Source organism: Actinomycetota bacterium (assembly GCA_030776625.1).
Taxonomy (GTDB): domain Bacteria; phylum Actinomycetota; class CADDZG01; order CADDZG01; family WHSQ01; genus MB1-2.
The window spans coordinates 716,016-733,667 of the sequence record JALYHL010000001.1 but is presented as its reverse complement, the minus strand read 5'-3'; the positions used below and the strand labels follow the sequence as shown (position 1 = coordinate 733,667).

Annotated in this window: 12 protein-coding genes; 9 read left to right on the top strand and 3 right to left on the bottom strand. The window is 58.2% G+C overall.

Annotated features, from left to right (window positions below):
- Nucleotides 1-13: 13 nt before the first annotated feature.
- Entirely contained in the window at nucleotides 14-232 is a 219-nt protein-coding gene (locus tag M3N53_03560; protein MDP9067414.1) for a hypothetical protein, read from the bottom strand.
- A gap of 30 nt (nucleotides 233-262) precedes the next feature.
- Between M3N53_03560 and M3N53_03555 the strand changes: the two genes are divergently transcribed.
- The 4 genes from M3N53_03555 (at nucleotide 263) to M3N53_03540 (ending at nucleotide 4,336) form a co-directional block, all read left to right on the top strand.
- Nucleotides 263-691 carry a hypothetical protein gene (locus M3N53_03555; GenBank protein MDP9067413.1) on the top strand — a complete coding sequence of 143 codons (429 nt, stop codon included), beginning with the start codon at nucleotides 263-265 and terminating at the stop codon, nucleotides 689-691.
- Between the two features lie 63 nt (nucleotides 692-754).
- The gene (locus M3N53_03550) at nucleotides 755-1,918 is read left to right on the top strand and encodes a hypothetical protein (GenBank protein MDP9067412.1); all 1,164 of its coding nucleotides are present in this window, start codon (nucleotides 755-757) and stop codon (nucleotides 1,916-1,918) included.
- Between the two features lie 477 nt (nucleotides 1,919-2,395).
- Nucleotides 2,396-3,856 (top strand): restriction endonuclease, encoded by a 1,461-nt coding sequence (locus M3N53_03545; protein MDP9067411.1) that lies wholly within the window; start codon nucleotides 2,396-2,398, stop codon nucleotides 3,854-3,856.
- A 267-nt stretch (nucleotides 3,857-4,123) separates the two neighbouring features.
- Nucleotides 4,124-4,336, top strand: coding sequence for a hypothetical protein (locus M3N53_03540; GenBank protein ID MDP9067410.1), 213 nt, complete (start codon nucleotides 4,124-4,126; stop codon nucleotides 4,334-4,336).
- Nucleotides 4,337-4,431: 95 nt separating this feature from the next.
- Here M3N53_03540 and M3N53_03535 read toward each other — a convergent pair whose 3' ends face one another.
- Complete coding sequence (locus tag M3N53_03535) at nucleotides 4,432-5,499, bottom strand: DUF4268 domain-containing protein (protein ID MDP9067409.1); 1,068 nt, start codon at nucleotides 5,497-5,499, stop codon at nucleotides 4,432-4,434.
- A gap of 231 nt (nucleotides 5,500-5,730) precedes the next feature.
- Between M3N53_03535 and M3N53_03530 the strand changes: the two genes are divergently transcribed.
- The 5 genes from M3N53_03530 to M3N53_03510 all read left to right on the top strand — a co-directional run bounded on the left by M3N53_03530 (nucleotide 5,731) and on the right by M3N53_03510 (nucleotide 15,915).
- Nucleotides 5,731-6,744, top strand: coding sequence for a hypothetical protein (locus M3N53_03530; protein ID MDP9067408.1), 1,014 nt, complete (start codon nucleotides 5,731-5,733; stop codon nucleotides 6,742-6,744).
- Between the two features lie 163 nt (nucleotides 6,745-6,907).
- Nucleotides 6,908-8,956: a site-specific DNA-methyltransferase gene (locus M3N53_03525; GenBank protein ID MDP9067407.1), complete on the top strand. Its 2,049-nt coding sequence runs from the start codon at nucleotides 6,908-6,910 to the stop codon at nucleotides 8,954-8,956.
- 2 nt (nucleotides 8,957-8,958) lie between these two features.
- A complete protein-coding gene (locus M3N53_03520; GenBank protein MDP9067406.1) occupies nucleotides 8,959-11,937 on the top strand; it encodes a DEAD/DEAH box helicase family protein in 2,979 nt (992 codons plus the stop codon).
- Nucleotides 11,938-12,227: 290 nt separating this feature from the next.
- On the top strand, nucleotides 12,228-12,479 hold the full coding sequence (locus M3N53_03515) for a hypothetical protein (protein MDP9067405.1): 252 nt from the start codon (nucleotides 12,228-12,230) through the stop codon (nucleotides 12,477-12,479).
- Nucleotides 12,480-12,531: 52 nt separating this feature from the next.
- Nucleotides 12,532-15,915, top strand: a complete 3,384-nt coding sequence (locus M3N53_03510) for a TM0106 family RecB-like putative nuclease (protein MDP9067404.1) — start codon at nucleotides 12,532-12,534, stop codon at nucleotides 15,913-15,915.
- Between the two features lie 288 nt (nucleotides 15,916-16,203).
- On the opposite strand, the gene M3N53_03505 is transcribed toward M3N53_03510, so the two are convergent.
- Nucleotides 16,204-17,589 carry a stress response protein gene (locus M3N53_03505; GenBank protein ID MDP9067403.1) on the bottom strand — a complete coding sequence of 462 codons (1,386 nt, stop codon included), beginning with the start codon at nucleotides 17,587-17,589 and terminating at the stop codon, nucleotides 16,204-16,206.
- Nucleotides 17,590-17,652: the final 63 nt, after the last annotated feature.

Here is a 17,652-nt window from a genome sequence, read left to right as displayed (position 1 = left end):
GGAAACGGCTGACCTAGTTGAGACATATCCATTCCTGTTTCACATGGCCGAAATTGGGTCTTGGGAAGGCATCCGAAGGCACGGCCTGCTGTCGACGGAAGCCCTGCTTGATCTGTTCGGCGTAAAGGGCAAGCGTCGCACTGAGATATTGACCAGGCGTCGAACCCGTAGCCACACGATCGAGCATCCGCAGTTTGGATCGGCGGTGATTCGAGATCAGCTGGTACTTCATGAGTCTCGTCTTAGCAACTGCCTTACAGACATGAGCCTCGGGGAATGGCTCCAGATGTTGAACTCTCGGGTGTTTTTCTGGGCGACCGAGGAACGGCTGATGGGCTTACTAGAAGGACGGATGTATCGGGATCGTGCCCACGAGGTTATAACGGTCGACTGCCGCGCCTTGGTTGAACACCACGGAGACCGCGTCTTCTTGTGCCCGATTAACTCGGGGGCGACTATCTATAACGCGCGACCACGTGGATCACAGACATTCCAACCAATCCGGGAATATCCCTTCGAGGAGCGCCGAAAGGCTCGAGGCAAGAGAAATGCCGTTGTGGAGGTCGCCGTTCAGTACGGCATTCCGGAGGTTGACGACATCGTAGTCAAGGTTGAGCGTCGCAGGGGCGCCTCAATAGAGGAAGTGATCTGGGATCGGGGTTACGCAGAAGACTCCGACGATGTTCGCTGAGCCGACGCCCTTCGGTCGCCACATAAGGCGCAGGTGTCACTCAACAGTGTATAACGTCTTGGCGTGGTTCTAATCGAAGACCGTAGTCTGGACGCTTGGTACCGGCGGGTCAATCGGATCTATCTTGACCGGAACTTCTACCGCGAGCCTTTCTCAGTGTTCACGCACCTTTCTGAGGTCGTGGGGGGTCTCAGCCTTTTGGCTAGCGAGAAACAGAAGCCAGACGTGACGCCCGAGTCGTTCGTGCCGAAGGCGTTGGCGTGGTGGATGGCACTTTGTGGACGAGTAGGTGTCATCAGTGTGGAAGAGCTAGTTTGGTCGAAGTTTCCTTATGTATGTCCCTACTGCCGCTCCGAGCCGCATAAGCCGGCGAAGTGCGCGGAAACCAAACTGAATTCGGACGGACCGGATTGGCAAAGCGTCGCGGATCTGTGTAAGAGCAATATGAGAAAGCGTCCGACGACTCTCGGTGGATGGCAGCGGATGTTTGCAGATGTGTATCCAGTGAACGCGACTGAGACCTACGCCCAGACCTTCGCCCGATTCACTGAGGAGATGGGGGAGCTTGCGGAGGCATTAAGGGTGCTCCCAATCGCACCCGGATACTTCGTAAGCGAGGCGTCGGACGTCTTTGCTTGGCTGATGCACTTGCAGGAGCTCATCTACGAGAAGGCCAGAGTACCAATCGCAGACCGGGGCAAGAGTCTTGACGAGGCCTTCGGAGCGAACTACCCGGGAAAATGCAAAGACTGTGGCAACCCGGTTTGTACTTGTCCACCTATTTTGCCCAGCACATTGGGGCGAATAGCGCACGACGCGCCTCTTCAAAGTGCTTCCTTCGAAGGTAGACCTCTGGTTCCTCTCGAGGAGGCGATGCAGCTGTTTGAGGCAGGCGCCAGGGCAATCCGCATTGGTGATCAGGAGCTGGAGTTGACCCCCGCTCTCATCGCCGAGCTGAGATCAGGCTTACGCCAACTGATTCAACTAACGCTCGGCCTAAAGGAAGCATCTGGTCAAGAGTGGATGCTTCTCGTTGAGACCCTGTACACAGTGAAGGATCTTTCTGAGAGACAGAGAATCACGCAGGAAAGCATTGATGAACTCTCGCGAGCAATCGCTGCGCTCGATGAGCCGCAGAGGAACGCAGTGATTAATTTCCTAAACGGTATGTCGTCAAGCCTCTGGGCTTCCGCTCTAATCGAAGCGGTGAAAGCTATCGGAACGTAGCGCCTGACACGGCAGAAAAGATGTTTCCTTTACCGTAGCCATCCGGACCGGATCTGTCCTTGATCTCATCAAATATCCGCGGCCAACTGGCATTTCACTATGAGTGAGGTGATGAACTATTGGTGAGCTGAGCATTCATAGGTTCGCGCTGGATAGGGTCGAGGGGTCGCCGTAGCGGAGCGCTCAGATGCCACCTCGCAGGGTTAATCTCGACGAGACCTCGCCCATGGAGCGTGGTTCGAAAGGAGCGGATAGTTGGTGAGTCCAATCCATTGCCCGTTCTGCCGCCACGAAGTCCCGACGGGTCGAGTCACGTGTCCGTACTGCTCGAATCGGCTCCCTGAGTACCTCCGACAACAAGCCATTAGAGCTCGCGAGGAAGAGCGTCGGCGCCGTGAAGCAGAGCGTTCGAGGAAGGCAGCGGATCGGGCAGCGGCTCAGCAAGAGGTGCGGACCGCAACCAGGGAAGTCGAGCGGATGAACGAAATGCTCGAGGTTCAGGTCGCGCGTCTGGAAGGTTTACTGCAGGAAACTCTCGACGTTGATGACCACCTTGATTTTGAAACACTGAAGGACGACCCCGACCTCCCTGACTTCGACCCAGGACAGCTTGCAGCCCCGACTCCGAAGCCAAGTCTCCAGCAGTCCCAGGTCGAGCTGCCTCCCGAACCCACGTTCTTTGCCAAGCTGCGGCCGGGATGGAAGAAGGTTCACTCTGAGCGCGTCACAACCGCGCACGTTCACCATCAAGAGGCGGTCAGAGCGGCCGAGGCTGCCTACGCGTCTTCTCTTGAACGATACGAGGAAAGCGAGCGCTTGCGCCTGGAGAAGCTTGCGACGGCTCAGCGTGAGCATGAAGAAACAGCGAGGCAGCTCAAGATAGAAGTTGATGAACAACACAAACGGATTGAGCAGTTGCGAGATGAGTTTCACGCGGGCAAGCCCGACGCGGTATGTGCATACTTCAATCTGGTGTTAGAGCGAAGTTCCTACCCAGATGACTTTCCAAAGACCGCCCGCCTCGCGTTTGTGCCCGAGTCGAAGCAACTCGTTGTCGAGTACGACTTGCCAACGTTCGACGCTATTCCAGCGGTTGCTTCCTACAAGTATGTGAAGGCCAAGAACTCCGTGACCGAGACCAAGCGTCCGCAAACACAGCGGAAGCAACTGTATGCGTCAGTTGTCGCTCAGATAGCGATTCGCACGTTGCATGAGCTATTCGAGGCGGATCGCACGCACTTACTGGAGACCATCGTTTTCAATGGAATGGTTAATTCCATAGACAAGGGCACGGGGAAGCGGATTCGTCCTTGTTTGGTCACGGTTCGGACTACGCGTAACGCCTTAGAGGCGCTTGATCTGAGTCGGGTTGACCCGATCGCCTGCCTCAGAGCGCTTAATGCATCTGTCTCGAAGAGCCCTGCGGAACTGGCTCCGGTTCGTCCCGTCATCGAGTTCGATATGGTCGATCCGCGGTTCATCGATAGTCAAGATGTGATCGGTGGTCTCGACAATCGCGCCAACCTGATGGAGCTGAGCCCCACGGAGTTCGAGGGCCTTATCGCGAACCTTTTTGAAAGGATGGGCTTGGAGATGCGCCAGACCCGGCCGTCCCGTGATGGCGGGGTTGATTGTGTTGCATACGATCCGCGACCGGTCTTCGGCGGCAAGGTAGTTATTCAGGCGAAGCGGTATAAGAACACGGTCGGCGTTGCCGCGGTTAGGGATCTATTCGGGACAGTTCACAATGAGGGGGCGTCGAAAGGGATCCTGGTCACAACCAGCGGGTATGGGCAAGCGTCCTTCGAGTTCGCTCAGGGTAAGCCGATGGAGCTGCTCGATGGCGCGAATCTGCTCTATCTCCTTGCTGAGCACGCCGGCATGGAGGCAAAGATCGAACCACCCGAAGACTGGATAGATCCGATCCTCCAGGGCTGACAGTCCTACGAATCTCCTGCGATTGTCTGGGAGGAAAGGATGACGGCTATGGAAGCCGTCGAACTCATCCAGCTCCTTGTGCGTTGAACGAAGCGCGACGTCAGCTTGCGTGAGTTCGAGCGTCTGTCAGTTTGCCCATCAATGACATGAAGGCCCGCCGCGATGTAGCGGCGCCAAGCCCGGCTTTGCTCGCGGCTAGACCGATATGTTCCTGGTAGCTACTACACGGGCTGGGTAGTTCCAGATAGCGGCCTTGGTCGCCTCCGGATGACCGTCGAGAAACTTGACCATCCAGCGGCGCTCGATGACGTGTTCATGGCGGACTCTCTTTGTCTTCTTCCAAACTGCCAGATCATGAGCGGCTGGCCTGCGCCAGCACGCAATAATTTTGTGCTTGAGGCCCCATTTGAATCCCGCAACAACCCACAGCAGTTGCTGATGATGCGCGTCTTGAGAAATTGGATGTCGTCGGCGAGCTGATGGAGCGCTTCGAACACGTGACCCACCCCCTCCAGGAAGGGTGATGCTCGTCGAGCATGTCGATCTGAGTCGCCTGGTAGCGGGGCGCGGGGGCGCTAGAGCGCATCGATGTGTGGCTGGAATACGCTTCTCAACCGCCCCGCCGTATCCAGGAACCACTTCGTGTAGGCGGGCCAGGTATCGACCTGCCCAACGTCGCCTTCTCCGTACACGGCGATCCGCGATGCCTGCTTCTCCGGAAGCTCTTCCCAGGCGAGGGGTTCACCGAAAGCACGTTCGATCTCATCCTTCTGGGCCACCAGCTGAGGGAATGTCTCGCTGCCCTTGTACAGGTAGACCTCCCCGCGCAGCCGTCGGGTACCCGTGAAGTTGATCGAGTAGGCGATATTCGTCTTTCTAGCCGGAAGTTCTAGCCAGGACACGGTTGAGGCCTTGTTGGTCTTACTCCAGCCGGGGTAGCGGGCATGCAGCTGAGGCAGGAACTGCTCCCAAAACTCCTTGTAGAGCCGTCCCCGCGGGCCCGGTTCGTGATCGCCCTTGGCCTGCTGTGCCGCTTGCGTTTGACCGACAGCCGCCGCAACCAGTGTCCGAAGCCCTCCCTCGCCTGCGTACTGCTTCACCTCGAGGCCGAGCACCTCCACCGAACGCATCTGCTCATTGAGGAACTCGATAAGCGCTCGTAGCTCATCGGGTACGTCGTCCGCGACGAACACGAGACGGACCTTCCTGGCCGCCAAGTTGGTTCGCACCCGCTCCCAGAACGCCTCCGGGTCATCTTCGTTTGCTAGAAGCTCTCGCAGCACCTCAGCCGGATCTTCGCCGCGACCTGTCTGTGTGGATTCAAAGTTCTCGCGCAGGGTCTCGACACGCCAGTAGGACAGGCCATTCGCGGCGTAGTCGAGCATCTGTCCGACGACCTCGCGCCGGATCCTGTTGTCAGTCCGGCGCTTGACCTCGACAAAGGTGGGAACGGCCTCATCATCCACGAATAGGTGATCCAGGCTCCAGCGGTCCGCACCCCCCGCATGCGAGGGGATCCCCGCCTCGCGCTTTATCAAGGCGAAACGGCGCTCTGACGTTTGGCCCTCTCCGGCAAGAACTCCTGGGTAGTCCGCCACCAGCTTCTGAAGAACGTCTTCGGCTTCATAGGGCTGAATTCCCATTTCTACGAGCTCACCGCCCTGCTTGATGACAAATATCCCTGGACTCAATGGCGCATCCCGTCCTCCGTCGTCGTCTGACCTCTTTATAGCGGTTGCTTCTGAACCTGTCGTCGTTCAGCGGGCGGGAGCCGGAGCTGCTTTGTTAGAGCGCGTAATCTCCGTGACCCGGACCTATCCCCCTTTTCGTCGGCCCGCATCGCGCTATGGTCAAGGACGTCAAAGGGGGATCATGTGGATCAACAGCCACAGGCCGTTTTCGGCGGTCGGCGAACGCGAATCCGTGATCTGGGCCGCGACGAGATTTGGCTCCAGAACTGGCTAGCTCAAGACCCAGCGCGCCTCGGACTCGGCCCCGTGTCGATCGTTGCTCAAGAACTCACTCAGGAGAAGGGCGGCAGCCTAGACATCCTTGCCGCAGACGGTGACCGCTATTACAGCATCGAGGTTCAGCTTGGCGAGGTCGACGCCTCGCACGGGTTCCGGGTCTTCGACTACTGGGGAAAGAATCGAGTTCGTTATCCGGACAAGGACCACGTAGCTGTTCTTGTCGCCGAGAGCGCCGGGGGCCGCTACCACCAAGCGCTCAAAAGCCTTGCCGAATACGTCCCAATGATCGTAATCGAGCTTCGAGCCTGGATGGCTGGGACTGAAGCGGTGCTGGTGCCAGAGACCCTCTTCGTAAACGAGAGCCTCGACATCAGTGGTGTTGCCAGCGCCGAAGGTGGTCTTCGTACTGCAGAGGATTGGAAGGAGCAGTGCACCGAGGAGGCATGGGAATTTCATAACGATTTCGTTGCATGGGTCGAGGAAAACCTCGGCGATGTTCGAGTGGACTACGGGCCCAAATCCTACATTGGGGTACGGCGCGGTCGGCGGGTGTGGGCTCCTATATGGCCCAAGCAGGATGGCGGTACCGTGTATTTGCCTGATCCTGACGGATCACGTGCAGAGCCCTCCGTTGCTTTCGAGCGGTTCCAGGAGCGCCTTCAAGACAATGCGCTCTCATGCTCGTGGACGCCGAACTACAACGCGGGCTCCAACCCGATCGGTCTGCGACTGCAACGCGCCGACCTTTTGAAGCCAGTAGTGCAGGACTTACTGCGGTCAAGTTTCAAGATCCTGGAGCCGGGGGCCACCCCCTACTCACAGGCACATCCTGAGTCTCCCGAGGCGGAGGGGCTGAACGCGCCCGGCGCCGATCCGCACGACGCATCGGATTCCCTGACCGACTTCCCCACCAAGTAATTTGCTGCGGTGCGTCTCGTCAGTTTTTGCTCCGACGGTCTGGGCCAGGTTCCGAGCCACAGTGACCCATCAAGCCGAACCTTGACGGAGTCGTGTTGACCATTTCGAGGTGGGGGTTGGTTTGATACAGCAGGGAGCGGTAGGACTGCCTGAGGACGGGGAGATGCCCGAGCGTTTCAACCTTGCCCCCCCGGTCGTCGTAGCAGAGAAGACGCGAGAGCTGGGCCGCCTATTTCCGGAGGTAGTGACCGAAGGTGGCTTGATCGATTTCGATCGACTCCGGCTCGCACTTGGCGATGACCTGGATGTCGGCAAGGAGCGATACGGGATGTCCTGGCCGGGCAAGGCCGATTGTTTCCGGACCATTCAGGCGCCGAGTTTGGCGACGCTGCGGCCGGCGCCGGGGGAGTCGGTCGGGTTTGACTCGACGGAGAATCTGATCATCGAGGGAGACAACCTCGAGGTGCTGAAGCTGATGCAGAAGTCATACCTCGGCAAGATCAAGATGATCTACATCGACCCGCCCTACAACACGGGCAACGATTTCATTTATCCGGACGACTACGCCGAGAGCCTGAAGACATATCTTCAGTACACCGGTCAGGTAGACGCCGAAGGAACTCGCTTCAGCACTAATACAGACAGGACTGGCCGCTTTCACTCGAACTGGCTCCGGATGATGTACCCGCGCCTGTACCTGGCCCGAAATCTTCTGAAGGAAGAAGGGGTCCTTCTTGTAAGCATCGACGATGCAGAGCTCGACAATTTGAGAAAACTTGGGAGTGAGGTGTTCGGGGAAGAAAACCTGGTCGCTGCTCTTGTTTGGGAGAAGGGACGGAAGAACGACGCGAAGTTGTTTTCCGTTGGACACGAATACATGCTCGTATATGCGAAGTCACTTGAGAAGCTCCGCGAGGTGGATACCGTCTGGCGTGAGGAGAAGCCGGGGGCGCGGGAGATATGGGAAGAATATCTTCGTTTACGCGCGGCTCATGGAGACTCGGACGAGGCGGTTGAGAAGGAGATTCAGCGTTGGTTCCAGTCGCTTCCGAACTCTCACCCCTCGAAGAAGTGGTCTCGATACAGGCGGATTGATGAGCATGGTCCGTGGCGAGACCGAGACATCTCATGGCCAGGAGGTGATGGTCCGACCTACGACGTGATCCACCCGATCACAGGGCAGCCGTGCAGAGTGCCGGAGCGCGGCTGGATCTATTCCTCTCCTGCCGAGATGCAACGGCAAATCCGTTTAGGACTTGTCGTATTCCGGGACGACCACACGCAACCGCCTTTCCGCAAAGCCCACATTCGCCCCATCCGCCAGGAACTAGAGGGGGAGCCAGACGAGAGTGCAGCGGGCCATGAGGAGGCAGAACTCGCCACGCAAGTTCGAGGTAGCTACTTCTATAAGCAGTCACAGGTGGCAGTGAAGTATCTCCGTGGACTGATGGGGGCGAAGGTATTTGATAACCCTAAGGACCATGAAGAAATAGCAAAGCTCCTTGACTACATTCTGGGCGACTCCAGAGGTGAGCTGATCCTGGACTTCTTTGCTGGATCAGGAACCACCGGCGAAGCGGTGCTGCGACTCAACAAGAGTCGGGGGTCCCAACACCGCTTCATTTTGGTGCAACTGCCGGAACCGTGCGACGCGTCGTCTAGATCCGGAAAAGCGGCTTTGGATATGAGCCTCGCGACGATCGCGGACATCACGAAGGAGCGGGTGCGGCGAGTCATCGACAGGCTGAACGAAGAGGACTCACGGAACCTAGAGGCCGCTGCAGCCGGGCTGCCAGACCGTGGCTTCCGAGTCTTCAAGCTGGCTGAGTCCAACTTCCAGACGTGGGATGCCTCTGCCGCTACGGACGAGGAGGCTCTTTCCGAACAACTGGACCTTCACGTGGCCCACATACGCGAGGGCAGGAGTGATGAAGATCTTCTCTACGAGATCTTGCTCAAGAGCGGCTTCCCTCTCACTACCTCGGTCGAAGAGATCAAGTGTGCTGACGCCGTCGTCCATAGCATCGCCGACGGCGCCCTTTTCATTTGCCTAGAGCGGAATCTCTCGCTCGACGCCATCCGCGCCATGGCCGAGCTGAAACCCCACCGCGTGGTCTGCCTGGACGAAGGTTTTGCTGAGAACGATCAGCTCAAGGCTAACGCGGTCCAGATCTTCAAGACCAAAGACGTCCCCAGCTTCAAGACAGTATGACGATGAAGCTCCAGTTCGATCCGAACCAGCAGTTTCAGCTGGACGCTATGGCGGCCGTCGCGGACCTCTTCGAGGGCCAGCCCCAAGGCGCGCCCGAGTACTCCGTCATTGACCTCGGGTCTGCGGGCGGGTTGCTGTCCGGTCATTCGCAAATGGAACTCGGCGTTGGCAACCAATTATTGCTGGACGCCGAAGAACTGCGTAAGAACCTGCGTGCAGTCCAGTCGCGTAATGACATCGAGGTGTCTGATGAATCTGTCGAGCCAGAGGGGTGGCGGCTCTTTGATCTGCCCGCGAATCAGGAGCGGTTATGTCCTCACTTCTCGGTGGAAATGGAGACCGGCACCGGCAAGACTTACGTCTATCTGAGAACGATCTTTGAGCTATCTCAGCGATACGGGTTCCAAAAATTCATCATCGTTGTTCCCAGTGTTGCTATTCGGGAGGGCGTTCTGAAGAACATCGAGATAACGGCTGATCATTTCGAGGCGCTTTTCAACAACCTGCCATTCGAGTCGTTCGTCTATGACGCCAAGAAGGTGAATCGACTGCGACAGTTCGCTAGAAGTAACACGCTTCAGATTCTCGTCATGAACATCGATGCCTTCCGGAAGAACTTCACGGGTACTGAAGAGGAAAAGAAGAGCAACGTCATCTACAAGGAAAGCGACAAGTTATCGGGCCGGCAGCCCATCGAATTCGTCCAAGCGGCTCGTCCTGTAGTAATTATCGACGAGCCTCAGAGTGTGGATGCCACCGACAAGGCTCAGGAGGCCATAAAGGCCTTGAATCCGCTGTTTACGTTGCGGTACTCGGCAACGCACCGGAACCTTTACAACCCGGTTTACCGCCTTGATCCAATCAGAGCCTTTGAACTTCGACTAGTCAAGCAGATCGTCGTTGCCAGCGCTAAGGCTGAGGGGGACGCGAATGCCCCCTTCGTTCGAGTCGAATCCATTGAGTACAAGAAGGGAATAAAGGCGAGGCTTCGGATTCAAGTGCAGACTTCTGTCGGTCCGAAAGAAAAGGTGATCACGGTCAAGCAAGGCGCCGATTTGTTCACTCTTTCAAATGAGCGGTCTTTGTACTCCAGTGGATTCGAGGTTGCGGAGATCAATGCCGAACCCGGTGGTGAGTACGTCCGATTCTCAAGCGGGAAAACCCTTCGACTGGGACAGGAGACCGGTGGCTTGCAGGACGATCTCTGGCGCGCTCAAATCCATCACACCGTGCGAAAGCACTTAGAAAAAGAGCTTGCGGTCCAGGAGCGGGGTCTAAAAATCCTCACTCTTTTCTTCATTGATCGTGTTGCCAATTACCGGGACTACGGCGAGGACGGCAACCCAGTAAAGGGCAAGTTCGCCACTGCATTTGAGGAATCCCTACAGGAATTGATCAAAGAGGACCGTTACAGCGGGCTGCCCTGGCACAACGAGCCGATAGATCAGTTACATAACGGCTACTTCGCGAGTGACAAGAAGGGCGTCTTCAGGGACACGAAGGGGAACACGCAGGCAGATGACGACGTGTACAACCTGATCATGAAAGACAAGGAGCGTCTGCTCTCGCTGGACCAACCGCTCCGTTTCATCTTTAGCCATTCGGCCCTGCGCGAGGGATGGGATAACCCGAACGTATTCCAGATCTGCACCCTGAACGAGTCCAAAAGCGTCGTGAAGAAACGACAGGAGATTGGCCGCGGCCTGCGACTGCCGGTTAATCAGGCTGGTGAGCGGGTCTTTGATGACTCCGTAAACAAACTCTACGTAATGGCGAACGAGAGCTATGAGGATTTTGCCAAAGCTCTCCAAACGGAGTACGAAGAGGACTGCGGGGTGGCCTTCGGAAAGGTTCCGCTCACTGCACTAGCGCGAATCGTGCGGGTAGTTGAGAACGCCGAGCGACCAATAGGCAAGGAAGCGGCCAAGAGCATTTGGTCATCTTTAGTAGATCAAGGCATGCTCGACGCAGAGGGTCGGATTCAGCCCGCGTTTGATCCGAAGGCACCGAAGTTCTCGCTAGAGCTGCCTGAAGACCTCAATGATGTCAAACCCTCGGTTGTGGACCTTATTGCCGGGTTCCAGATCTTGCGGCACATCCGCAGGGAGAGGGACGAGGGGGTCAACAACCTCAAGAAGGAAGTCCGGCTGAGTCCTGAGTTCCAGGCGCTTTGGAACAAAATCAAACCTCGAACGACCTATCGCGTGGAATTCGATTCAGCAACGCTCGTGGAGCGAGCGGTGTACGCGATCAAGAACATGCCCAAGGTGGAGCCTCCGACAATTCATGTCGAAGCGGGCGTGCTCACCGTAGCTAAGGGCGGAGTCGCAGGGGAGACAATCACGATCTCCGACGAGAAGGTCGACGTGAGAGGGACAGGCTTGCCAGATCTGTTGGCCTACCTCCAAAACGAGACCGAACTCACCAGATCGACTCTGGCGAAGATCCTCATTACGAGCGGGCGCCTTGGGGATGTGTTTTTGAACCCCCAGCGATTCCTCGATCAAGTGAGCGCCATCCTGAAAGGTGAGTTGCGCAGACTCCTGGTCGACGGCATCAAGTACGAAAAGCTCGAGGGTGACCCCGCTGAGGCTGAGTGGGAGATGCTGAGGTTCGAGAACCAGGAGTTGATCAACTACTTGAACGCCGTTCCGGTCACGAAGTCTGTTTACGAGTATGTGGTTTATGAGTCGGACATCGAGCGTCAGTTTGCCGAGGATCTGGATAAGCGCGAGGACATCAAGCTCTTCGTCAAGCTGCCAGACTGGTTCAAGATCGAGACGCCTCTTGGCACCTACAACCCAGACTGGGCAATTCTGAAGGACGATGGGGAGGCGCTTTATCTCGCCCGCGAGACCAAAGGTACGAAGGACTTCTTGAAGCTGCGGACAAGCGAGGCGGACAAGGTTCGTTGTGGGATTAGGCACTTCGAGACGCTGGACGTGCCTTTCGCTGTAGCGGTCACCGCCGACGAAGTATGACCAGGTAGCTACTAACCTCTGGAGGACGGATGCCAGTCCGTAACTTCACCGTTCGCGGTCCGTTCTCGGTTCCGACGGCTGGTCCGGGCGCGAACAAATGGATAGTCGAGAAGCGGCTCGGAGACTTCTGGGAGACGACGAAGGCTGCCGCTGACGCGCGGGGCTGCTATGTCTTCGCTCTTAGCACCAGCCGCGGAGCGCTCTTGCCCATTTATGTAGGTAGGACCTCCAGCAGGACCTTTCGCAACGAATGCTTCACTCCCGACAAGATCAATAAGGCTCACAGGGGAATGAGGAATCGCACCGGTCGTCTGGTTCTGTTCTTTGTCGTCTATCAAGCTAGCCGCGGAGCAGCGAACAAGAGGGTTATTCGTGCGGTCGAGGAGTGGCTCATCAAGATGGCCAAGGAAGCCAACCCGAATCTCATTAACAAGCAGGGGACTAAGACTCCCCAGTTCGCAATTAGCGGCGTGTACAACAGTGGCGTGGGGAAACGCAGCCAGGCAGCGCAAACATTCCGGCGGATGCTCCGCTTCGATTAGAGCCTCGGCGGGCGTAGTGGGTCGCAGGGTTTCTTAGGCCGGAAGGAAGCACATGTATCAGGCGGACGACCAACTCATTTTTTCGGCAAGCGACCTCACAGGCTTCCTGGCATGTCGGCATCTCACGCAGCTGGACCAGCTTCTGGCTAAGGGAAAGGTCGAGCGACCCCACCGGCATGACCCTCTCCTCGACATCATCTCGCGCCTCGGGGATGAGCACGAGGCTGAGTACCTCCAAGAACTGAAGGGGCGGGGCCTGACCGTTGTTGAGGTCGCTGATACCGACAAGGACGTGGAATCACTCGAGGAGCGCGCCGCGGAAACGGCCGGGGTGATGAAGTCGGGCGCTGACGTTATCTACCAGGCGACCTTCTTCGACGGAGTTTGGCGAGGTCACGCCGACTTCCTACTGAAGGTGGACACCCCCAGCGATCTCGGCCCCCACTCCTACGAGGTCTGGGACACGAAGCTGGCCCGCCGGGCTAAGGCTGCCGCCGTGCTTCAAATCTGTAACTACTCCGAGCATCTGCAGCGTCTGCAGGGGACGCACCCTCAATATGGCCACCTGCTCCTAGGCGACGGCAGCGCTCCAGCCTTCAAACTGAATGACTACGTCGCCTACTACCGGGCCGTCAAACGCGAGTTCGAGTCAGCGATCGAGGCGTCACCCCTTCCTACCTATCCCGATCCCGTGGAGCACTGCAAGATCTGTCGTTGGGCGGGTCCTTGTAACAAGCAGCGTCGTGCCGACCGCCATCTGACCTTCGTAGCGGACATTCGCAAGGACCAGATCAAGAAGCTGGTAGCGGACAAGGTGCCCACGATCGACGAACTGGCTGGCTCCGTGTCCGATCGCCCGGTGGACGGCGTCTCACCCGCGAACTTTGCCCGCCTCCAGGATCAGGCCTCACTGCAGGTCGAGCGCGAACGCACCGGCAGCCACATCTACAAGCTTCTCGAGCCCCCCGGGGAAGGGTTGGGGTTCGAAGCTCTTCCGGAGCCGGCGTCCGGTGACCTTTTCTTCGACATCGAGCATGCGGAGTACACAAGCGAGGATGTTGGACTCGAATACTTGTTCGGCTGGATCGACGGTCTTGATGGCAGCTTCACTGAGCGCTGGGCCCACACTCGCGCCGACGAACAAAATATGTATGAGGATTTCGTCGACCTCGTCCTCGCGAGATTCCGCTCTCATCCTCAGATGCACGTTTACCACTACGGCGGATACGAGGCGGGGGCACTCAAACGTCTTGAGGGGCGTTATGGAACGCGAGAGCAAGAGCTTGACACCTTGCTGCGGGGCAAGGTCTTTGTCGACCTTTTCAGGATCGTCAAACAGACGATGCGCATCTCGGAGGAGAGCTACTCGATCAAGGTCATGGAGCTCTTCTACGACTTCGAGCGCACTGACGACATTACTGAGGCCGGCTCCAGCATGGTGGAGTACGACCGCTGGTTGCGCACTGGCGACCATCGCATTCTTGAAGAGATCCGTATCTACAACGAAGCCGACTGCCGCTCTTTGATCGCTCTCCGCGATTGGCTGGAGGAACGTCGGCACGAGGCGGAAAGAGCCTGGGGCGCTTTATCGCGACCCCCGGTGTTGGACGGGCTTCAGGGTGCCGAGGCTGAGGAGGATCGCACCCAGGTCGTTGAACTCGTTCATGCTTTGACCCAGGAGCTCCCCGAGGACGCGGGGTCGTGGGACGCTGATCAACGAGCGCGATGGCTTCTGGCGCAACTTCTGGGTTGGCATCGCCGCGAGGAGAAGTCCCAGTGGTGGGCGTATTTCGAGCGGCAGAAGCAGTCCGCCCCCGACCTGCTGGATGACCGGGATGCGCTCGCGGTGCTGTCGTATGAGGGCGTCGACGGCGCGGTCGCTCGCTCGGACCTGCACCGTTACTCCTTTCCGGATCAGGAGACGAAACTTGAGGTAGGCGACTCGGTCGTCGACACCCGCACGGGAACCGGCGCAGGATCCATCGCCAACATCGATTTCGAGAACCGCAAGGTCTGGCTCAAACGTGGCCGGGGTCGAGAGCTCACGCATCCTGATGCGATTGGTCCGGGAGCTCCGTACGTCTCGGACAACCAGAGAGCTGCTCTGCTGCGTCTTGCCCGCGATGTGATCGCGACCGGTTCGTTGGAGGCCTGCAGGTTCCGAGCAGTCACCGCTCTGCTTCGTCGTGACTTGCCGGTGGTCCACGCGCTCGAATCCGGCGCGGCTCTCACCGATGCTGGGGAGGCTGCCATTCAAGCCGCGCGTCGTTTAGTGACAAAGCTGGTCAACTCGTACCTGGCCGTGCAGGGGCCGCCTGGAACCGGCAAGACATACACGGGCGCTCGGATGATTCTCGATCTGATCCAGGCTGGCAGACGGGTCGGCATAACGGCCAACAGCCACAAGGTCATCTCGAACCTGTTGGATGCAGTGTTTGAGGCGGCGGACGAGGAAGGCGTTTCCCTCAAGGCCGTTCAGCGCTGCAACGAACAGGATGCCTGCAAGCATGCCGCCGCGACACTGGCTGCTTCACCGGCTCAGTTCGATGACATGGCTCGGTCTCCCGACTTCAACCTGGTCGCCGGCACCGCCTGGGCTCTTGGTCGCCCCGCTCTCGATCTTCAGCTGGACACGCTGTTCATCGACGAGGCTGGACAGTTCTCGCTGGCCAACACACTTGCCGTGGGGGTGTCAGCGCGCAACATCATCCTGCTCGGCGACCCTCAACAGCTGAACCAGCCAACCCAAGGCATCCATCCCGAGGGGGCGGACGCCTCCGCTCTCACTCATGTATTGACCGGGTCCGAGACGATCCCGAGCGAACGGGGACTTTTCCTGGAGCGCACTTTTCGGATGCATCCCGCTCTCACGAGCTATGTGTCCGAGGCCTTCTATGATGCCCGGCTCGAGTCTGTCGACGGGCGCGATCGACAGGTGGTGGACGGAGGACTGAGCCCAGGGATCCATCTGCTGGGCGTGTCGCACGAGGGCAATCGGATCTTTTCCTGGGAGGAGGCCGATGCCATCGCGGACTTGACCAAAGACCTCATCGGCAGAACCTGGACGACTTCCGACGGGGAACAGAAGATCATTTCTCCTGAGGACCTCGTCGTGGTCGCCCCGTTCAATGCCCAGGTGGCCCGGCTCCGTCAACGAGTCCCCACCGGCGTGCCGGTCGGCACGGTGGACAAGTTCCAGGGTCAGGAAGGGGTCGTCGCCATCTACTCGATCACGACGTCGTCGCCCGAGGACATCCCGCGCAACTTCGAGTTCCTCTATAGCCGTAACCGGCTCAACGTAGCGGTGTCGCGCGGGAAGTCCTACGCCATCGTTGTCTGCAACCCCATCATGCTCCTGCCGATGTGTCGCAAACCCGAGCACATGCGACTCGCCAACGCACTTTGTCTGCTGGCTGAACATGCTGGGCAAGGCTGAACGGCTTCTCTTGCTTGCCTGATTTACGTATTTCAGTCTTCCTGTTCGCGGCCGAAGGTACAAAACAGGCACTCACCGAGGGGGACGGCATGGTTATTGCAGCGAAGTTAGGGGCAGGCGTCTGGGATCTGTTGTTCTGTCAGGCTTGTGACGCGTCCTGGGCGGATCAAGATCTAGACCTGACCTGGACCGATGATCCTGAGGCCGGAGGAGTGAACTGCCCTTCCTGCGGGTCCGAGGACGTCATCAGAGAAGAGCGCGGCTAGAGCACAGGCCATACCTCAACTATTAGTGGTTGGAGATTGCTTCGGCAGAATCTCGCGCCTCAGCTTGTTCCCTCTGTGCGGCGTTGACAGGCTCCTCTAATTGCGAAGGTATCTGGGTGACGGGCGCCTCGGGTTCTGATACCGGGGGTTGCTTTTGAAGCTTGGGCGGGCTGGCCTTCCAGGGCCGAAGGTTTTGTAGAACCTCGCCGTAGAAGTCCTTGGTTGTTTCCAAGACGCTGTCGATAAAGGAGCCCTTGCCTGCATCGCGCTTGAGACCCATGTTTCGAGTCAGCGTCAGCCCGAACTGCCGAATCTCTCTAGGCTGCTCTGGATGTAGACGTTCGGGCGTGGTTCGAGCTTCTGCTAGGGAGGCCGCTAGCGTGGCTTGCGAACGCGCCAACCGGGCTTCGACCTTGAGGTTCTCGGGCGCATTCTGTAGCTGCCGCAAGAGCCACGACACCCGGCCTTTGGAACGGCCCTCCCTCGGCGCATCAATGTCGGTCGACACGGAGACCTGTCGAGCTCGCAGGTCCGCGACGATGTGCATAGTGCCCGCATCCGGAACCTGCAAGTCTGCATACAGCAGTCCTCGCTCTGCGAGACTCGTTTTCAGAGCCCCATGTCTTGCGGTCGGGGTGCGTTCATCTTTGTTCAATACCTGTTTTACATCCCGGCCTAGGTCCTTGGTCAACTCCAGCCCGAGGTAGCGAACTAGATCATCCCAGCGGCCTGCAATGGCAGCAACGTCCGCATCGGTCTTGCGCAGGGTCTGCTCTCGAGCGCCATCCTTCACTTTGATCCAGCTCGGGCCCATCGAGGAGAAGGACACAGCTCCAGATCTAGGATCGCTCAAATAGCGGATGAGCTCGTTGAGGATATAGGCCTGGTCTGGGTCGCTCACTCCGCGGTGTTGTTTCTGAACCACCGCCTCGGTTAGCACGTCAATCCAGGACCAGTGATGGAGGGCGATCCGTTTCGCTTTCCGCCTGTCGACCTCGATTGGGTAGGCGGTGGATGAGGTGACGTAGTGGTTGGAGATGGAAAGAACCGCGTTGAATTTGAGCTCTTGCGCCAGATCAAGGTAAGCGTCGATCTGGTCCTTCTCCAGGGAAGCCGAGCCCACCTTGGTTTCGACGATCACTCCCCAAGACGTGGCGCCGCGGGATATGACGAGGATCCCGTCTGGTCGAATCGATCTGCCGTCAGCGAGTTTGAATGGGACCTCGACGAAGGCCTCGATTTTTCCAGCAGTTGCACCGAGGGGTTTGAGCAAGCTCCTCCCGAATTCGGGAACGGCAGAGATGACGGCAAGTAGAGCCGACGCCGCTCGCCGCTCCTGAGCCTCAATCCCGGAGGCGGATGAGATCGGGATCAGTCGGGCTACCGGCCAATGGTCGTCCTTGATCATTGCGTCCCCCTTTCGAGCGGCAAGGTTAGCGGAGGACTGTCGCAGCGGCCTGGCATGAAGCCG

What these genes read in the sequence shown, in the direction of transcription:
- M3N53_03505 (MDP9067403.1), bottom strand. Translation starts at nt 17,589, where the DNA reads ATGATCAAGGACGACCATTGGCCGGTAGCCCGACTGATCCCGATCTCA.
- M3N53_03520 (MDP9067406.1), top strand. Translation starts at nt 8,959, where the DNA reads ATGAAGCTCCAGTTCGATCCGAACCAGCAGTTTCAGCTGGACGCTATG.
- M3N53_03560 (MDP9067414.1), bottom strand. Translation starts at nt 232, where the DNA reads ATGAAGTACCAGCTGATCTCGAATCACCGCCGATCCAAACTGCGGATG.
- M3N53_03510 (MDP9067404.1), top strand. Translation starts at nt 12,532, where the DNA reads ATGTATCAGGCGGACGACCAACTCATTTTTTCGGCAAGCGACCTCACA.
- M3N53_03535 (MDP9067409.1), bottom strand. Translation starts at nt 5,499, where the DNA reads ATGGGAATTCAGCCCTATGAAGCCGAAGACGTTCTTCAGAAGCTGGTG.
- M3N53_03525 (MDP9067407.1), top strand. Translation starts at nt 6,908, where the DNA reads ATGCCCGAGCGTTTCAACCTTGCCCCCCCGGTCGTCGTAGCAGAGAAG.
- M3N53_03540 (MDP9067410.1), top strand. Translation starts at nt 4,124, where the DNA reads ATGACCGTCGAGAAACTTGACCATCCAGCGGCGCTCGATGACGTGTTC.
- M3N53_03555 (MDP9067413.1), top strand. Translation starts at nt 263, where the DNA reads ATGAGCCTCGGGGAATGGCTCCAGATGTTGAACTCTCGGGTGTTTTTC.
- M3N53_03545 (MDP9067411.1), top strand. Translation starts at nt 2,396, where the DNA reads ATGAACGAAATGCTCGAGGTTCAGGTCGCGCGTCTGGAAGGTTTACTG.
- M3N53_03515 (MDP9067405.1), top strand. Translation starts at nt 12,228, where the DNA reads ATGAGGAATCGCACCGGTCGTCTGGTTCTGTTCTTTGTCGTCTATCAA.